Source organism: Pseudomonas sp. SLBN-26 (assembly GCF_006715895.1).
GTDB lineage: Bacteria > Pseudomonadota > Gammaproteobacteria > Pseudomonadales > Pseudomonadaceae > Metapseudomonas > Metapseudomonas otitidis.
In genome coordinates this window covers 5,580,741-5,598,068 of record NZ_VFOB01000001.1, presented here as the reverse complement: position 1 = coordinate 5,598,068, position 17,328 = coordinate 5,580,741, and the positions used below count along the sequence as shown (strand labels likewise).

13 protein-coding genes are annotated in these 17,328 nt (G+C 67.4%); 7 read left to right on the top strand and 6 right to left on the bottom strand.

Annotated elements, in window-relative coordinates; all coding sequences use genetic code 11:
* From FBY21_RS25965 to FBY21_RS25940, 6 genes are all read right to left on the bottom strand, one after another.
* Entirely contained in the window at positions 1 to 1,368 is a 1,368-nt protein-coding gene (locus FBY21_RS25965; RefSeq protein ID WP_142014975.1) for a multicopper oxidase family protein, read from the bottom strand.
* Between the two features lie 166 nt (positions 1,369 to 1,534).
* Entirely contained in the window at positions 1,535 to 3,016 is a 1,482-nt protein-coding gene (locus FBY21_RS25960; protein ID WP_232060875.1) for an iron ABC transporter permease, read from the bottom strand.
* Positions 3,017 to 3,114: 98 nt separating this feature from the next.
* The gene (locus tag FBY21_RS25955; protein WP_142014973.1) at positions 3,115 to 4,134 is read right to left on the bottom strand and encodes an extracellular solute-binding protein; all 1,020 of its coding nucleotides are present in this window, start codon (positions 4,132 to 4,134) and stop codon (positions 3,115 to 3,117) included.
* 186 nt (positions 4,135 to 4,320) lie between these two features.
* Positions 4,321 to 5,901, bottom strand: coding sequence for a glutamine-hydrolyzing GMP synthase (gene guaA / locus FBY21_RS25950; protein WP_142014970.1), 1,581 nt, complete (start codon positions 5,899 to 5,901; stop codon positions 4,321 to 4,323).
* Positions 5,902 to 5,999: 98 nt separating this feature from the next.
* On the bottom strand, positions 6,000 to 7,469 hold the full coding sequence (gene guaB / locus FBY21_RS25945; RefSeq protein ID WP_044405951.1) for an IMP dehydrogenase: 1,470 nt from the start codon (positions 7,467 to 7,469) through the stop codon (positions 6,000 to 6,002).
* A gap of 94 nt (positions 7,470 to 7,563) precedes the next feature.
* Positions 7,564 to 8,340 carry a sulfite exporter TauE/SafE family protein gene (locus FBY21_RS25940; protein WP_142014966.1) on the bottom strand — a complete coding sequence of 259 codons (777 nt, stop codon included), beginning with the start codon at positions 8,338 to 8,340 and terminating at the stop codon, positions 7,564 to 7,566.
* Between the two features lie 100 nt (positions 8,341 to 8,440).
* On the opposite strand from FBY21_RS25940, the gene FBY21_RS25935 reads away from it, so the two are divergent.
* From FBY21_RS25935 to leuA, 7 genes are all read left to right on the top strand, one after another.
* Entirely contained in the window at positions 8,441 to 9,355 is a 915-nt protein-coding gene (locus FBY21_RS25935) for a LysR family transcriptional regulator (RefSeq protein ID WP_142014963.1), read from the top strand.
* A 51-nt stretch (positions 9,356 to 9,406) separates the two neighbouring features.
* Positions 9,407 to 9,958: a sugar ABC transporter ATPase gene (locus tag FBY21_RS25930; RefSeq protein ID WP_142014960.1), complete on the top strand. Its 552-nt coding sequence runs from the start codon at positions 9,407 to 9,409 to the stop codon at positions 9,956 to 9,958.
* A 47-nt stretch (positions 9,959 to 10,005) separates the two neighbouring features.
* Positions 10,006 to 11,385, top strand: a complete 1,380-nt coding sequence (gene xseA / locus FBY21_RS25925) for an exodeoxyribonuclease VII large subunit (protein ID WP_142014957.1) — start codon at positions 10,006 to 10,008, stop codon at positions 11,383 to 11,385.
* Between the two features lie 3 nt (positions 11,386 to 11,388).
* Positions 11,389 to 12,210, top strand: coding sequence for a peptidoglycan DD-metalloendopeptidase family protein (locus tag FBY21_RS25920; RefSeq protein ID WP_142014953.1), 822 nt, complete (start codon positions 11,389 to 11,391; stop codon positions 12,208 to 12,210).
* A 130-nt stretch (positions 12,211 to 12,340) separates the two neighbouring features.
* Positions 12,341 to 13,576 (top strand): mechanosensitive ion channel family protein, encoded by a 1,236-nt coding sequence (locus tag FBY21_RS25915; RefSeq protein ID WP_142014950.1) that lies wholly within the window; start codon positions 12,341 to 12,343, stop codon positions 13,574 to 13,576.
* 84 nt (positions 13,577 to 13,660) lie between these two features.
* On the top strand, positions 13,661 to 15,334 hold the full coding sequence (locus FBY21_RS29490; protein ID WP_172435140.1) for a flagellinolysin: 1,674 nt from the start codon (positions 13,661 to 13,663) through the stop codon (positions 15,332 to 15,334).
* A 283-nt stretch (positions 15,335 to 15,617) separates the two neighbouring features.
* A complete protein-coding gene (leuA, locus tag FBY21_RS25900; protein WP_074970883.1) occupies positions 15,618 to 17,288 on the top strand; it encodes a 2-isopropylmalate synthase in 1,671 nt (556 codons plus the stop codon).
* Positions 17,289 to 17,328 lie beyond the last annotated feature (40 nt).

Sequence of the window (17,328 nt, the reverse complement as noted above, 5' to 3'; positions counted from 1 at the left end):
TCAGGCCACCTCGATGGCGGCCATCAGGCCGGTTTCCATGTGGTCGATCACGTGGCAGTGGAACATCCATACACCGGGGTTATCCGCCACCAGCGCGATGCGCGCGGTCTCGTTCTTGCCCAGCAGGTAGGTGTCGGTGAAGTACGGGATGATCGACTTGCGGTCCGAATCCAGCACCTTGAAGGACATGCCGTGCAGGTGGATGGGGTGCAGGTACTGGGCCATGTTGCGCAGCTCGAAGATGTAGTGGCCGCCCTTCTTCAGGGTCGCGATGGGCCGGTCGGCGCAGGTCTTGTCGTTGATGTCCCAGGCCTTGCCGTTGATCTGCCAGTAGTTGCTGGGCTTGCCGGCGGCGCTGACCAGGGTGGCCGCCCACTCGAAGCGGAAGCTCAGCGTCTCGGCCTTGGCCAGGTCGGGCTCGGGAATCGGGTTCGGCGGCAGTGCAGCCGGCCAGTCACCGGCCGGCTCGTTGCTCGGCACGCTGCGCAGGGTGGCCAGGCGCAGCGGCCCGTTGCGCATGGACAGTTCCTGGCCGGCCTCCGGCACCTTGATGCCCAGCTCGATGCGCATGCCCGGGCCCAGCCAGTATTCCTTGCCCAGCGGGCGCGGCTCGATGGGGTGGCCGTCCAGGGCGTAGATGCGCACCTCGGCGCCCGGCAGGTTGAGCCGGTAGGTGATGGTGCTGTCCAGGTTCAGCAGGCGCAGGCGAACCACCTGCCCGGCCGGCAGGTCGAGGGTCGGCGTGGGCTTGCCGTTGATGGTGGTGAGCCGGCCCCGGGTGCCTTCGCGCGCGGCCTCGCGGGGCACGCTGAAGGCGGTGAAAGCGCCTTCCTGATCCACGTGCCAGGTCTTCAGCGAGAGCACCTGCTCATGACGGAAGCCGGACGGCTCGCGCTCCTCGACGATCAGCGGCCCGACCAGCCCGCGACCGAGCTGCACCGAACTGGACTCGTGGGGGTGGTACCAGAAGCTGCCGGCATCGTCGGTGCGGAAGCGGTAGTCGAAGTATTCGCCCGGCAGCACCGGCAGCTGCGACACATAGGGCACGCCGTCCATCTCCAGCGGTAGGCGGATGCCATGCCAGTGGACAGTGGTGGGTTCGTCCAGCTTGTTGATGAAGCGCACCCGCAGCCAGTCGCCCTGGCGCGAGCGCAGTTCCACGCCCGGCGCCTGGCCGCCATAGCCCCAGGCGGGGGTGGTGTGGCCGGGGACCAGTTCGAGATCGAAGGGGGCGGCGATCAGTTCGTAATCGTGGGTCTTGGCATCGAGGGAACGGCCCAGCCAATAGCGGGCGGCGCCGCCGGCACCAAGGCCGACCACGCCGAGGCCGACGAGGCCACCGAGAATCTGTCTGCGGGTGAATGACACGGGTGCAGGCTCCTGTGAGTAAGGCATCGGGCCCATCAGGCGTTACGCGGCCACTCTGTTGGCGGCCTCATCATCGCGGCCCGGGGGCCGCTCGCAGGTCGCGCATTTTCGCACAGCCCTCCCCTTGCGGGGCGGCCGCCCGCCGTGGCGCGATGCCACAGCGGGATCAGCCACGGCGCCCGAGGTAGGCGCGGGTGGTGAGCAGGTACACCGGCAGGCCGGACACCAGCACGATCAGCGCCGCATAGGGCGCCGCCGCGGCGTATTCCAGGTTGGCCGTGTGGGACCACACGGCGGTCGCCAGGGTGTCCAGCCCGGTGGGGCCGAGGATCAGGGTGGCGGTCAGCTCCTTCATGCAATCGAGGAACACCAGCACGAAGCCGGCACCGATGGCCGGGAAGATGATCGGCAAGGTCACCCGCAGGAAGGCCAGGAACGGCGTCTGCCCCAGGGTCCGGGCGGCTTCCTCCAGCTGTGGCGAGGCCTTCTCCAGGGCCACCCGCAACGGCGACTGGGCCATGGGCATGAACAGCAGGGCGTAGGCCACCAGCAACAGCAGGGTGGTCTGGTACAGCGACGGCGCATAGCCCAGTGCGAAGAACACCAGGGACAACGCGATGACCAGCCCCGGCAGCGCGTGCAGCAGGTACGGCAGGCGATCTGCCAGGCGCGCCAGGCGTCCGTGGTAGCGCACCACCACCAGGCACACCGGCAGGGCCAGCAGGCAGCTGATCAGCGCCCCGCCGAAGGAAAGATAGAGGGACGAGCCGAGGGTGCGGAGGATGTCGCCGAGCGGGAAGGCGGCGGAGCTGCCTTCGTGAATCCAGAAGCCCAGGGTCACCAGCGGCACCAGCGAACCCACTACCACCAGGGCCACCAGTACCCCCTGCACCAGCCAGTCCCAGTGCCCCAGGCGCACCGGCGCGATGCGCCGCGCCACGCCCTGCCCGGTGCGTGCATGGCCACGGCCACGCAGGCGCAGCTCCAGGCCCATCAGCAGCATGCACAGGGCCAGCAGCAGGGCGGAGAGCATCGCCGCGTTGGCGTTGCTGAACTCCAGTTCGAACTGTTGATAGATGGCGGTGGTGAAGGTCTGGTAGCGCATGATCGACGGCGCGCCGAACTCCACCAGCATGTGCAGCGCCACCAGCAGGCTGGTGCCCATCAGCACCGGGCGCAGCAGCGGCAGGGTCACTCGCCAGAACACCTGGCGCCGGGTGTAGCCGAGCATGCGCGCGGACTCTTCCAGGGCCGGGTCGAGGTTGCGCAGGGTGGCCATCACCGGCAGGTACACCAGCGGGTACTTGGACAGCACCATCACCAGCACCGTGCCCCACAGCCCCTCGAACAGCGGGCTGAGGGAAATCCAGCTGAAGCCGGCGACGAAGGCCGGGATGGCGAACGGCAGGCAGAGCAGCACGTTCCACTGCCGGCGACCGCGCAGGTCACTGCGCTCCACGCACCAGGCCAGCGCCAGGCCGAGCAGCGCGCAGCCGGCGGTCACCGCCACCATCAGCTTCAGGGTGTTGCCCAGCAGGTGGAACACGAAGGGCCGCCACAGCAGCTGCCAGGCGGTGTGCCAGCCGGACTCCCAGCTGCGCACCGCCACGTAGAACAGCGGCAGGGCCGCCACCAGCAGCAGCGCCATGACCGGCACCTGCAGCCAGATCGGCGGCGTGCGTCGCCGGCGGCTGGGCACCAGCGAGGGCGTGTCCGGCAGCGCCGGGTCGACGGCTTCGGCGTGCATCAGTTCAGCCCGACCTCGCGTTCGAGTTCCAGGGCGTCCTCGGCCAGGCCGATGTCGGAGGCGCTGAGTTTCGGCGGGCGCAGCTGGTCGTAGGGCTTGAGCAGCGGATCAGCCGGCACCTTCGGGTTCACCGGGTATTCGGCCGACTGGCTGAGGATGGCCTTCTGGCCTTCTTCGCTGAGCATGAAGGCCACGAACTGCTGGGCCTCCTTCGGGTGCTTGCTGGCCTTCACCACGGCCACGCCGGACACGCTGGCCAGGCCGCCGGCATCGCCATCGGCGAAGTAGTGCAGCTTGCTGTTCAGCTCGCCCTTCTCCTTCTTCAGCGCCATCCAGTAGTAGCTGTTGATCAGGGCGGCGGCGACTTCGCCGTTCTCCACCGCCTTCATGGCGATGACGTTGTTGGTGTAGGTGGAGCCGAAGGCCTTCAGGCCGGTCAGCCACTCCTCGGCCTTCTCGCGGCCCTGCAGCTTGATGATCGCGGCCACCTGGCCGAGGAACTCACCGCTGCTGGGTACGAAGGCGATCTTGCCGCTCCACTCCGGATCGGCGACATCGAGCACGCTCTGCGGCAGGGGCTGGTCGCCCAGCTCCTTGGGGTTGTAGGCCAGCACGCGGACCCGGGAGGTGACACCGATCCAGTGGCCGGCAGGGTCGGCGTACTGCGGCTCGACCTGCTTGAGCAGCACGTCGTCTACCTTGGCCAGCAGGCCCTGGTTGGCCAGCTTGATCAGCGGCGGCGCTTCCTCGGTGTAGATGATGTCGGCGGGCGAGCGCTCGCCTTCCTCGGCGATCTGGTTGGCCAACTGGCCACCCCCGCCCTTGCGGATGCGCACCTGGATGCCGGTGGCCTTGGTGAAGGCCTCGGCCACGGCCTTGCCGGTGGCTTCGTGCTGCCCGTTGTAGAGGGTCAGGGTCACTGCGTCATCGGCGCGGGCCGCCAGCGGCAGCAGCAGGCCGAGGGACAGCAGGCCGGCGCCACAGGCGCGGGCCAACGCAGTTGCGAGACGTACCGACATGTAACCACTCCTCTGAACTCAGCAATGATCTGTAATGATTATACGGATCAACTGCTGCTCATTCTCAAGAAATGTCTGCGACACAAGGCATCAGGCGAGGGACGGTCGCAGGGCCACCACACGAAAAAGGCGCGGATCGCCTGTGCGGTCCGCGCCTTCGTTCATCCAGCGATCAGGGGAGCTGGATCACTCCCACTCGATGGTCGCCGGCGGCTTGCTCGATACGTCGTAGGTGACGCGGGAGATGCCTTCGATCTCGTTGATGATGCGGTTGGAAACCTTCTCCAGCAGCTCGTAGGGCAGGTGCGCCCAGCGTGCGGTCATGAAGTCGATGGTTTCCACGGCGCGCAGGGCGACGACCCATGCGTAGCGACGGCCGTCACCGACCACGCCCACGGATTTCACCGGCTGGAACACCACGAAGGCCTGGCTGGTCTTGTGGTACCAGTCGAAGGCGCGCAGTTCCTCGATGAAGATGTGGTCCGCGCGACGCAGCAGGTCGGCGTACTCCTTCTTCACTTCGCCGAGGATGCGCACGCCCAGGCCCGGGCCCGGGAACGGGTGGCGATAGACCATGTCGTAGGGCAGCCCCAGTTCGAGGCCGATCTTGCGCACCTCGTCCTTGAACAGCTCGCGCAGCGGCTCGACCAGTTCGAACTGCATGTCTTCCGGCAGGCCGCCGACGTTGTGGTGGGACTTGATCACGTGGGCCTTGCCGGTCTTGGCGCCGGCCGACTCGATCACGTCCGGGTAGATGGTGCCCTGGGCGAGGAACTTCACGTCCTGCAGCTTGGTGGCTTCCTCATCGAAGACCTCGATGAAGGTGCGGCCGATGATCTTGCGCTTCTCTTCCGGGTCGGCAACGCCGGCCAGGCGGCCCAGGAACTTGTCCTCGGCGTTGGCGCGGATGACCTTCACGCCCATATTCTCGGCGAACATGGCCATCACCTGGTCACCTTCGTGCAGGCGCAGCAGGCCGTTGTCGACGAAGACGCAGGTCAGTTGGTCGCCGATGGCCTTGTGCAGCAGGGCCGCGACCACGGAGGAATCGACGCCGCCGGACAGGCCCAGCAGCACCTTGTTGCTGCCCACCTGGGCGCGCACGGTGGCGATGGCGTCTTCGACGATGTTCGACGGGGTCCACAGCGCGGCGCAGCCGCAGATGTCCAGCACGAAGCGGGAGAGGATGCGGCCGCCCTGCTTGGTGTGGGTCACTTCCGGGTGGAACTGCACGCCGTAGTAGGCGCGGGTGTCATCGGCCATGGCGGCGATGGGGCAGCTCGGGGTGCTGGCGAGGATGTGGAAACCCTCGGGCATGGCGGTGACCTTGTCGCCGTGGCTCATCCACACGTCCAGGCCCAGCAGGCCGTCAGCGTCGACATGATCTTCGATGCCGTCCAGCAGGCGCGCCTTGCCGACCACGTCGACACGGGCGTAGCCGAATTCGCGCAGGTCGGAACCCTGCACCTTGCCACCCAGTTGCTCGGCCATGGTCTGCATGCCGTAGCAGATGCCGAACAGCGGGACGTTGAGATCGAACACCGCCTGCGGAGCGCGCGGGCTGTTGGCCTCATGCACCGACTCCGGGCCGCCGGCAAGGATGATGCCCTTGGGCGCGAAGGCGCGGATGGCATCGTTTTCCATGTCGAACGGGTGGATTTCGCAGTACACACCGATCTCGCGAACGCGGCGGGCGATCAGCTGGGTGTACTGGGAACCGAAGTCGAGGATCAGGATGCGGTGAGCGTGGATGTCTTGATGAGCCATGTGCTTCCCCTGGGAAAGTGGCTGAAACGCTGAAGGCTGAAGGCTGGACGAAACCCTGTCCGTCCAGCCCCCAGCCTCCAGCTCCAGTGAAGTGTCAGTTAGCCGACCCGGTAGTTCGGCGCTTCCTTGGTGATCTGCACGTCATGCACGTGGGACTCGGCCATGCCGGCACCGGTGATGCGCACGAACTGCGGCTTGGTGCGCATCTCTTCGACGGTGGCGCAGCCGGTGTAGCCCATGGAGGCGCGCAGGCCGCCCATCAGCTGGTGGACGATGGCGGTCAGGCTGCCCTTGTACGGCACGCGGCCTTCGATGCCTTCCGGCACCAGCTTCTCGGCACCGGCGGCGGAGTCCTGGAAGTAGCGGTCGGACGAGCCCTGGGACTGCGCCATGGCACCCAGCGAACCCATGCCGCGGTAGGCCTTGTAGGAGCGGCCCTGGAACAGCTCGACCTCGCCCGGCGCCTCTTCGGTACCGGCGAACATGGAGCCCATCATCACGCAGGACGCGCCGGCCACGATGGCCTTGGACAGGTCGCCGGAGAAGCGGATGCCGCCGTCGGCGATCAGCGGAACGCCAGTGCCGGCCAGAGCGGCGGCAACGTTGGCGATGGCGGAGATCTGCGGTACGCCGACGCCGGCGACGATACGGGTGGTGCAGATGGAGCCCGGGCCGATGCCGACCTTGACCGCATCGGCCCCGGCCTCGGCCAGGGCCTTGGCAGCTTCGCCAGTGGCGATGTTGCCGCCGATCACCTGGACTTGCGGGTAGGTTTCCTTGACCCAGCGAACGCGGTCGATCACGCCCTTGGAGTGGCCGTGGGCGGTGTCCACCACCACCACGTCGACGCCTGCGGCAACCAGGGCTGCGACGCGCTCGCCGGTATCGGCACCGGTGCCGACCGCTGCGCCGACGCGCAGGCGGCCCTGCTCGTCCTTGGAGGCCAGCGGGTAGGTCTTGGCCTTCTCGATGTCACGGAAGGTCACCAGGCCACGCAGGTAGAAGTTCTCGTCCACCACCAGCATCTTCTCGATGCGGTTCTCGTAGAGCTTGGCCTTGATGTCGTCCAGCGGGGTGCCCTCGTGGACGGTGACCAGCTTGTCCTTGGGGGTCATGATCGCCGCCACGGTGTCGCCGACGTTCGGCTTCACGCGCAGGTCGCGACCGGTGACGATGCCGACCAGCTCGCCCTCTTCCACCACCGGGAAGCCGGAAAAGCCGCACTCGCGGGCGATCTGCAGCAGTTCGAGGATCTTGGTGGAGGGGGTGACGGTGACCGGATCACGGACGATGGCGGTCTCGTGACGCTTGACCTTGCGGACCTCGGAAGCCTGCTGCTCGATGGTCATGTTCTTGTGAACGATGCCGATGCCGCCTTCCTGAGCCATGGCGATGGCCAGCCGGGCTTCGGTCACGGTATCCATCGCGGCGGACACCAGGGGAATGTTCAGTTCGATGCCACGGGTCAGTCGGGTCTTGAGACTGACGTCCTTCGGCAGGACCTCGGAATACCCCGGGATCAGGAGTACGTCGTCGAAGGTAAGGGCTTCTTGGCTGATGCGCAGCATGGCGGGGGCTCCCAGGCGGGAAAATTGGAAGCGCGGCATTATATCCCAGCTGCGCACGGGCGCTCAATTGGCCATCACACAACGACGACGGGTCTCATGCCTGCGTCAGATAACGCGCCACCAGCGCCACCCCACTGCACAGCACCAGCCAGGTCACCAGCCGGACGAACGCCTCCCGCGACAGGCGCAACGTCACCCGCCGCCCCACCCACAACCCGGCGGCCATCCCCGGCAGCAAGCACAGGGCGATCAGCAGCAACGAGGCATCGGCATAGAAGCCCGCCAGCAGGAACAACCCCAGGCGGACGAAGGTGCTGCACCCGATCAGCGCGCTCTGGGTGGCGCGGATCTGCTCCTTCGCCCCCAGCCGCCCGCTCAGGTAGAGGGAATAGAGGAAGCCGCCACTGCCGAACAAGGCCCCGAACAAACCGCCGAACAGCCCGAAGGGCACCACCCAACCCACCGCCATCGGCGCACGGCGCACCGGCTGGAGGAACAGCGAATACACGGCATAGAGGCAGACGAACACCCCCAGCAGCAGCATCAACAGCTCCGAGCGCAAGGTCGCCAGGCCATAGACCCCTACCCCGCAACCCAACGCCATCAAGGGCAGCAGCCGGCGCAACTCGCTACCCGACACCGACCGACGCGCCGGCAGCCAGTTGCCGAACGAGGCGGTGAAATCCAGCAGCACCAGCAACGGGATCACCTGGGACAACGGCAGCCAACCCACCAGCAAGGGCGCGGCCACCAGCGCCGTACCGAACCCGGCGATGCCGAAGACCACATAGGCCAGCGCGATGACACCCTCCAGCAGCAGCCACTCCAGCGGCGTGAACGGCAGCGTCCCCAACAGCTCGAACAGGTGCATGAACGACTCCTTCCGAAAAACAGGTGGACTCTAGCGAGCACGCCTGCCATCTCACCAATACAATCCAAGCCCTCTCTCTATCTCAAAAAGGCATGGATCGATGGTCTCCCTTCGCCAACTGCGCTACTTCGTGGAAATCGTCGACGCCGGCAGCCTCAGCCGTGCTGCGGAGCGCCTGTTCATCGCCCAATCGGCCCTGAGCCGCCAACTGCGTGAGCTGGAGGACGACCTGGGCACCGAACTGCTGCTACGCGGCCCGCGCCAGGTGACGCTGACCGAAGCCGGCCAGGCCTTCCTGCCCCGGGCCCGGCGCCTGCTGCTGGACCTGGAAGCCGCCAGCGACCTGGCCCGCCAGGTCGGCCAGGGGCAGCACGGCAGCCTGCGCCTGGGCCACTCCAGCTCCGTGCCGCTTATCGCCCCGCTGCAGGCGGCACTGTGCAGCTACCTGGAAGCGCACCCCGGCGTCAGCCTCGAACTCATCCAGCAATCCTCCGAACAACAACTGGCGGACCTGCGCGAAGGGCGCCTGGACGCCTGCCTGCTGCGCCTGCCGGTCCTGCGCCAGCACCCCGGGTTGAGTCTCCGCCCGCTGTACCGCGAGCCCCTGCTACTGGCGGTCGCCGTCGACCACCCGCTGGCGCGACGCGACGGGCCGGTGCCCCTGGCCGATCTGCGTGAAGAGGCCTTCGTCTCCATCCCCCACCTGCAACGGGGCGGGCTGAGCTACCGCGCCGCCGAACTGTGCCTGCGGGAAGGCTTCTTTCCCCGTGCCGCGCGGGTGGTGTCGCGCAAGACCAGCCAGCTGCACCTGATCGAAGCCGGCCTTGGCGTGGCCCTGGTGGCGGCCTCCATGAGCCGCATCGCCCCTGCCGGCGTGCGCTTCCTGCCGCTGGCCGATCCCCAGGCAGACAGCGAGGTCGCACTGGCCTGGCGCAGCGAGACCCACGCCCTGGACCGGGGCCTGGTGGAGCACCTCTGCCAGCACCTCGCCAGCGACCCGACCACCGCCGATTGACGAGGCCGGCGGGGCGGGTAAGCTGCGCGCCCTCGTCCACCGGAGCCGGCCATGGAAACCCGTCAGCTGATCATCGTTCCCCAGGTCTCCAGCGTGCCCGGCCACCAGGCCCTGGCCGGGCGCCTGCTGCGCTGGCTGGTGCAGAGCGGTGTAGTCGAAGCAGTACCGAGCGCCTTCGGCCGGGGCGGCAACCGCGCACTGCACGCCCCCGCTGCCGGTGCCCGCCGCGTGGTGGAACATCCCGAGTGCCTGCCCATCGGCCAGCCGGGCTGCGGCCTGGAGATCGTCGACAAGCGCTGCATCTATACCCCGGTGCGCGGCTTCCTCAACGAGGCCGGCTGCCCGGAATGCCGCCGGGAGATCGGCGAACCGCTGTTCGACAGCCTGGAAGCCTGGTGGCCGGGCGAGACGGACAACTTCACCTGCCCCGAATGCGGCTTCGAGGACGACATCAACGGCTTCCTCTACCTGCAGCCCTGCGGCTTCTCCAACCTGGCCTTCATCTTCAACCACTGGGTAGAGGCCGGTTTCACCCGCGCCTTCCTCGATGGCTTCGCCGACCGCCTGGGCTTCCCCGTGCGCGTGGTGCGCGTCGAAGACTGACGCGTGCGCATTGGCGCCGCCCCCGTGCGCCCGTATCATCCCGCGCCATGTACAAGGACCCCTTCCAACGGCTGGGCCTCGACCGCGAGGTGCTGACCGTCAGCCAACTGAACCAGCGCGCCCGCCACCTGCTGGAGGATGTGTTCCCCCAGGTCTGGGTGGAAGGCGAGATCTCCAACCTCGCCCGGCCCGCATCCGGCCACCTCTATTTCACCCTCAAGGACAGCCAGGCCCAGGTGCGCTGTGCGCTGTTCCGGCAGAACGCCCTCAAGGTGCGCCAGGCCCTGCGTGACGGGCTGGCGGTGAAGGTGCGGGGCAAGGTCTCGCTGTTCGAAGGCCGTGGCGACTACCAGATGATCGCCGACGCCGTGGAGCCCGCCGGCGACGGCGCCCTGCGCCTGGCCTTCGAAGCGCTCAAGGAGAAGCTCGCCGGCGAAGGCCTGTTCGCCACCGAGCGCAAGCGCCCGCTTCCGGCCCACCCTCAGCGCGTGGGCATCGTCACCTCCCCCACCGGCGCGGTGATCCGCGACATCATCAGCGTGTTCCGCCGTCGCGCACCCCAGGTCAGCCTGACCCTGGTGCCCACAGCCGTGCAGGGCCGCGAGGCCACCGCGCAGATCGTCCGCGCCCTGGCCTTGGCCGATGCCCAAGGCTTCGACGCGCTCATCCTGGCCCGAGGCGGCGGCTCCCTCGAAGACCTCTGGTGCTTCAACGAAGAGGCCGTGGCCCGCGCCGTCGCCGCCTGCAAGACCCCCATCGTCAGCGCCGTGGGCCACGAGACGGACGTGTCCATCAGCGACTTCGTCGCCGACGTTCGCGCGCCGACACCCTCCGCGGCCGCCGAGCTGCTGGCACCGGACTCCAGCGGCCTGCGCCAGCGCCTGGAGGGTCTGGAGCGCCGCCTGCAGCTGCGCATGCGCCAGTTGATCGCCCACCAGCACCTGCGCCTGGACGGGCTGACCCGACGCCTGCGCCACCCGGGCGAACGGCTGCGCCAGCAGGCCCAGCGCCTGGATGACCTGGAGATGCGCCTGCAGCGCGCACTCGACCGCCAAGTGAGCCAGCGCCGCGAGCGCCTGGCACGCCTGGAGACGCGCCTGGCGGCCCAGCACCCGGGGCGCGCCCTCGGCCTGCTGCGCCAGCGCCTCGACGCCCTGGCCGCGCGACTGCCCCGGGCCATGCGCGAAACCCTCGGTACCCGTCGCCTGGAACTGCAGAGCCAGGTGCAGACGCTGCACGCCTTCAGCCCCCTGGCCACCCTCGGCCGCGGCTACAGCATCCTCCTCGACGAGCGCGGCCAGGCCATCCGCAGCGCCAGCCAGACCCAACCCGGCCAACGCCTCAAGGCACGCCTCGGCGAAGGCGAGCTGGAGGTACGGGTCGAGGACAACCACCTGGCCCCCGTTACCCTCTCACTGCTGGACTGATCGATGCGCCTGTTGTTCGCCCTGCTTCTTCTCGTTGCCCTCCCCGTCCAGGCCGAGGGCTTCATCACCCGCCTGCTGGACAAGCCGGTGCCCGGCGGTGTCGCCGTGGTCCAGCTCGGCCAGGGCGCCCAGGCGCCCACGGCCCGCTACCAGGGCAAGCCGGTGCTGGTGGTCAAGGAAGAGGGACGCGACTGGATCGCCATCGTCGGCATTCCGCTGGGCACCGCCGCTGGCGAACAGCGCATCGAGGTGAGCGACGGTCGCCGCCTGGCCTTCACGGTCGGCACCCGCCACTACAAGGAACAGCGCATCACCCTGAAAAACACCCGCCAGGTGAACCCGCTGCCCGAGGACCTGAAGCGCATCGACCGCGAACTAGCGGAACAGACCCGCGCCTACCGCAGCTTCAGCCCCGGCACGCCGAGCAACCTGCTGTTCGACAAGCCGGTGAACGGCCCGCTCTCCAGCCCCTTCGGCCTGCGCCGCTTCTTCAACGGCGAGGAGCGCAACCCGCACTCCGGCCTGGACTTCGCGGTGGGAGCCGGCACCCCGATCAAGGCCCCGGCGGCCGGCAAGGTCATCCTCATCGGCGACTACTTCTTCAACGGCAAGACGGTTTTCGTCGATCACGGCCAGGGGCTGATCAGCATGTTCTGCCACCTGTCCAAGGTGGACGTTAAGCTCGGCCAGGCACTGCCGCGCGGCGGCGTGGTGGGGCGCGTCGGCGCCACCGGCCGGGCCACCGGGCCGCACATGCACTGGAACGTCAGCCTCAATGACGTGCGGGTCGACCCCGCCATCTTCATCGGTGCCTACACGCCCTGAACATGACGGCCCAGGGCGCAGCGACACCTGCGCTTACACCCCCGGGCTTGGGCCGCCGGGCTGCGTTTTGCTAAGGTCCGGCGGTTTTGGGGCAGACCCCCACCCATCGGAACCCTGAAGGGAGCAGCCCATGCAAGACACGCTCAACCATTCCCTGGAGTGGCTGCGACAGCACCCGGAACTGCACACGCTCGTCGCCTCCTCCGTCCTCCTCCTGCTGGCCTGGCTGTCCAACTGGATCGTCCGGCGCATCCTCCTAAAGGGTCTGCTGCGCCTCGTTGGCGGGCAGATCCAGGACCAGGGGCTGATCAAGCGCCTGGCCAACGTCGTCCCCGCGCTGGTGCTGACCGCCGGGGTGAAGGTGGTGCCCGGCCTGCCCGCTGCGCTGGTGACGGTGGTCACCAATGTCTGCGCGGCGTTCATCATCCTCACCCTGGCCCTGGCGATCAGCGCCCTGCTGGACATCGTCAACAGCCTCTACAACCGCCGCCCAGACGCGCACCTGCGGCCCATCAAGGGCTACCTGCAGGTGCTGAAGATCGCCGTGTTCGCCATCGCCGCGATTCTCATGGTGGCCAGCCTGATCGACCGCTCGCCGCTGATCCTGCTGTCCGGCCTCGGTGCCATGGCCGCGGTGCTGATGCTGATCTTCCAGGACACCCTGCTGTCACTGGTGGCCAGCGTGCAGATCACCTCCAACGACATCATCCGTGTCGGCGACTGGGTGGAGATGCCCCAGCTGAACGCCGACGGCGACGTGATCGACATCGCCCTGCACACGGTGAAAGTGCAGAACTGGGACAAGACCATCACCACCATCCCCACCAAGCGCTTCATCACCGACTCGTTCAAGAACTGGCGGGGCATGCAGGAGTCGGGCGGACGGCGGATCAAGCGCAGCCTCTACCTGGACCAGAACAGCGTGCATTTCCTCAGCGCCGACGAGCAGGCCGGCCTGCGCCGCTTCCGCCTGCTGGACAGTTACCTCAAGGCCAAGGAAAGCGAGCTGCTGAGCTGGAATGCCCAGCTGGACGAGTCGGCCCGCCTGCCGGTCAACAGCCGTCAGCTGACCAACATCGGCACCTTCCGCGCCTACGTGGAGCAGTACCTGCGCCACCACCCGGAGATCCGCCAGGACATGACCCTGCTGGTACGGCAGATGGCGCCGACCGCCGACGGCCTGCCACTGGAACTGTACTGCTTCACCAGCACCACGGCCTGGGCCCGCTACGAGGCCATCCAGTCGGACATCTTCGACCACCTCCTGGCGATCCTCCCGGAGTTCGGCCTGCGGGTCTTCCAGCATCCCAGCGGTGCGGACCTGCGCGAACTGCAGCGCCCGCGTCCCCGCCATTCGTCGGCCTGAGACGGACGGCCATCAAGAAGCCAGCACGACCGCCGATGACCCTGACGAGCCGGAATTTCCCGGCCTCAGGGTCCGAGCGATCGACTGATGCTGACGGTCAATACCAACACCGCCTCATCGTTCACGCAGCGGCAACTGGGCGACACCAACAGGACACTCGACAGGGCCATGCAGCGCCTCTCCACCGGCCAGCGCATCAACAGCGCCAAGGACGATGCGGCCGGCTTGCAGATCTCCAATGCCCTCACGTCCCAGGTGCGCGGCCTCGGTATTGCCGTGCGGAACGCCAATGACGGCCTGTCCATGCTGCAGGTGGGCGAAGGCGCGCTGCAAAGCGTGACCGGTGCGCTGCAGCGCATCCGCACGCTCGGGCTGCAGGCCATGAACGGCTCCAACACCGCCACCGAGCGCGCCGCGCTCAACCAGGAGGCACAGCAGCTCCTGCAGGAGATCAACCGGGTCAACGAAACCACCACCTTCGGTGGTCGCCAGGTGTTCAACCAGGACAACAGCTCACGCCTGGGCAAGCTCGATGAACGCGCCGTGCTCAACTCGCTGCAGGGGTTCTGGATCGGCGAAGGCGAAAAGCGCGTGCTGGATGCCTACGGACTGAAGGCGGACGGTGCTCCGCTGACCATCACCCTGACCAATGATCCGTCGAGCAACGCACTGGCCTCCGTCTCCGGCACTCCGGGGGCTGGCGGCAAGTACTACGACCAGGTGCTGAATGTGAACCTGGCCTATTTCGATGGCTCCACCCTGCCCAACGGCGGCACCAACCCCGGCCAGTACACCGACCGCGTGCTGGCCCACGAGATGGTGCACGCGGTGATGGGGCGGACGATGAACTTCAACGCCCTGCCCGGCTGGTTCAAGGAGGGCACGGCGGAGGCCGCCCAGGGCGCCGACGAGCGCCTGGCCGGCGACATCGCCGCCAGCGGTATCGGCGGGGTGATGGGGGCCTTCGGCAGCATCGCCAGCAGCGCCGGCTATTCGGCCTCCTACGCGGCCGTGCGCTACATGCACGCCGAGATCAAGGCAGCCGGCGGGCTGGGCATTCGCGACGTGATGCAATACCTCGCCGGCCACGCCAACTCCACCCTGGACGACGCCCTGGCCAACGCCAGCCGCGGGGCCTTCGCCAGCACGGCGGACTTCACCACGAAATTCAACACCGATGGCGCGGCCTTCATCGCCGCCATGAACCTGACCAATGCTGACACCGGCGCCATCGGCGGCTTCGATGCCGATGGCGGCGACGTGCTGACCGCCGAGAACGTGCTGCCCAACCGAGGCGTTGGCGTGCCAGGCTCCATCGGCTTCAAGCTCATCCCACCCAAGCTGTTCGACCCCAACGCCACCGGCGGCGGGACCCAGGTTTCCCTGCAGGTGGGCGCCAAGGCCTTTGAAACCATCGACGTGGGGCTGGACGCGTTCAACGTCGGCGCCATGGCACTGAACAACATCGACCTGATCAAGACACCCGGCCTGGCGGTGATGGACATCGACGATGCGCTGGCCTACGTCGACAGCCAGCGTGCCTACATGGGCGCCATCCAGAACCGCCTGGACGCCACCATCTCCAACCTGCAGAACATCGGCGAGAACGTCAGCGCCAGCCGCTCGCGCATCCTCGACGCCGACTACGCCAGCGAAACCGCCACCCTCGCCTCCCAGCAGATCCTGCGCCAGGCCGCCCAGAGCGTGCTGGTGCAGGCCAACCAGATACCGCAGTCGGTCCTGACGCTGCTCCGCTGACGCGCAATTCCCCTCAAGCAACGCCCACCCAGAAAGCATAAAAACCTTTTAAAAATCAGCTTTAAGCTGCTTTCCACCAATTTTTCCGCAAGACTTGCCATCCACAACCCGAATCAATAGGGTTGTCCGCATGCAAAACGCTCACACCCTCATCCTCCTCCGGCAGCATGCCTGCCTCCGCCTGGTCAGCCCGCGACTGCGTAGCTGAACAGCGTCGCCTCATCCCGGCTTTTTCATTCGCCCAGGGCCCCGCAACGACCAGGCCCAACACAAGGATTTCGCCATGAGCATGCTCAAAGACCCGTCCAGCAAGTACCGTCCGTTCCCCGCCATCAACCTGCCGGACCGCACCTGGCCGTCGAAGACCATCACCGAAGTGCCGATCTGGTGCAGCTCCGACCTGCGCGACGGCAACCAGTCGCTGATCGAGCCGATGGATGCGCAGAAGAAGATGCGCTTCTTCAAGACCCTGGTGCAGGTGGGCCTGAAGGAGATCGAGGTGGCCTTCCCCTCCGCCTCCGACACCGACTTCAACTTCGTCCGCGAGCTGATCGAAGGCGGCCACATCCCCGATGACGTGACTATCCAGGTGCTGACCCAGGCCCGCGAAGACCTGATCACCCGCACCTTCGAATCCCTCAAGGGCGCAAAGAAGGCCATCGTCCACGTCTACAACGCCACCGCGCCGTCCTTCCGCCGCATCGTCTTCAACCAGGACCGCCAGGGCGTGATCGACATCGCCACCAACGCCGCGCGCCTGATCAAGCAACTCGCCGCCGAACAACCCGAAACCCAGTGGACCTTCCAGTACTCGCCGGAAATCTTCAGCTCCACCGAGCAGGACTTCTCCCTGGCTGTGTGCAATGCGGTGATCGACGTCTGGGAACCGACCCCGACCAACAAGATCATCCTCAACCTGCCCGCCACCGTTGAGTGCGCCACGCCGAACGTCTACGCCGACCAGATCGAGTGGTTCGGCCGCCACATCAACAAGCGCGACAGCGTGATCATCAGCCTGCACACCCACAACGACCGCGGCACCGGCGTGGCCGCCACCGAGCTGGGCCTGCTGGCCGGCGCCGACCGCGTGGAAGGCTGCCTGTTCGGCAACGGCGAACGCACCGGCAACGTCGACCTGGTGACCCTGGCGCTGAACATGTACACCCAGGGCCTGCATCCGAAGCTGGACTTCTCCGACATCGACGCCGTGCGCAAGGTGGTGGAAGAGTGCAACCAGTTGCCGGTCCACCCGCGTCACCCGTACGTGGGTGACCTGGTGCACACCGCCTTCTCCGGCTCCCACCAGGACGCCATCCGCAAGGGCTTCGCCCAGCAGCAGGACGGCGCGCTCTGGGAGGTGCCCTACCTGCCGATCGACCCGGCCGACATCGGCCGCAGCTACGAGGCAGTCATCCGCGTCAACAGCCAGTCGGGCAAGGGCGGCATCACCTTCCTGCTGGAGCAGGAATACGGCATCAGCCTGCCGCGCCGCATGCAGATCGAGTTCAGCCAGGTGGTGCAGAAAGAAACCGATCGCCTCGGCCTTGAAATGACCGCCGAGCAGATCCACAAGCTGCTCGACGCCGAGTACCTGCAAGCCACTACGCCCTACACCCTGAAAGGCCATCGCCTGCAGGAAGAGAACGGCACCAGCGCGGTGGACATCGAGGTCCAGGTCAAGGGCGAGACCCAGCACCTGCGCGGCATGGGCAAGGGCCCGCTGGAAGCGCTGGTGGCCAGCCTGCCGGTGAAAGTGGAAGTGATGGACTACTCCGAGCACGCCATCGGGGCCGGCAGCAACGCCAAAGCCGCTGCCTACATCGAGCTGCGGGTGAACGGCGGCCGCGCCCTGCACGGCATCGGCATCGACGAGAACCTGACCACCGCCAGCTTCCGCGCCCTGTTCAGCGCCCTCAACCGCGCCCTGAGCCAGGCCGAGGCCGAGGCGGCCTGAGTGCAGCCGCGCTGAAAAAAGAACCCCGCCGATTGGCGGG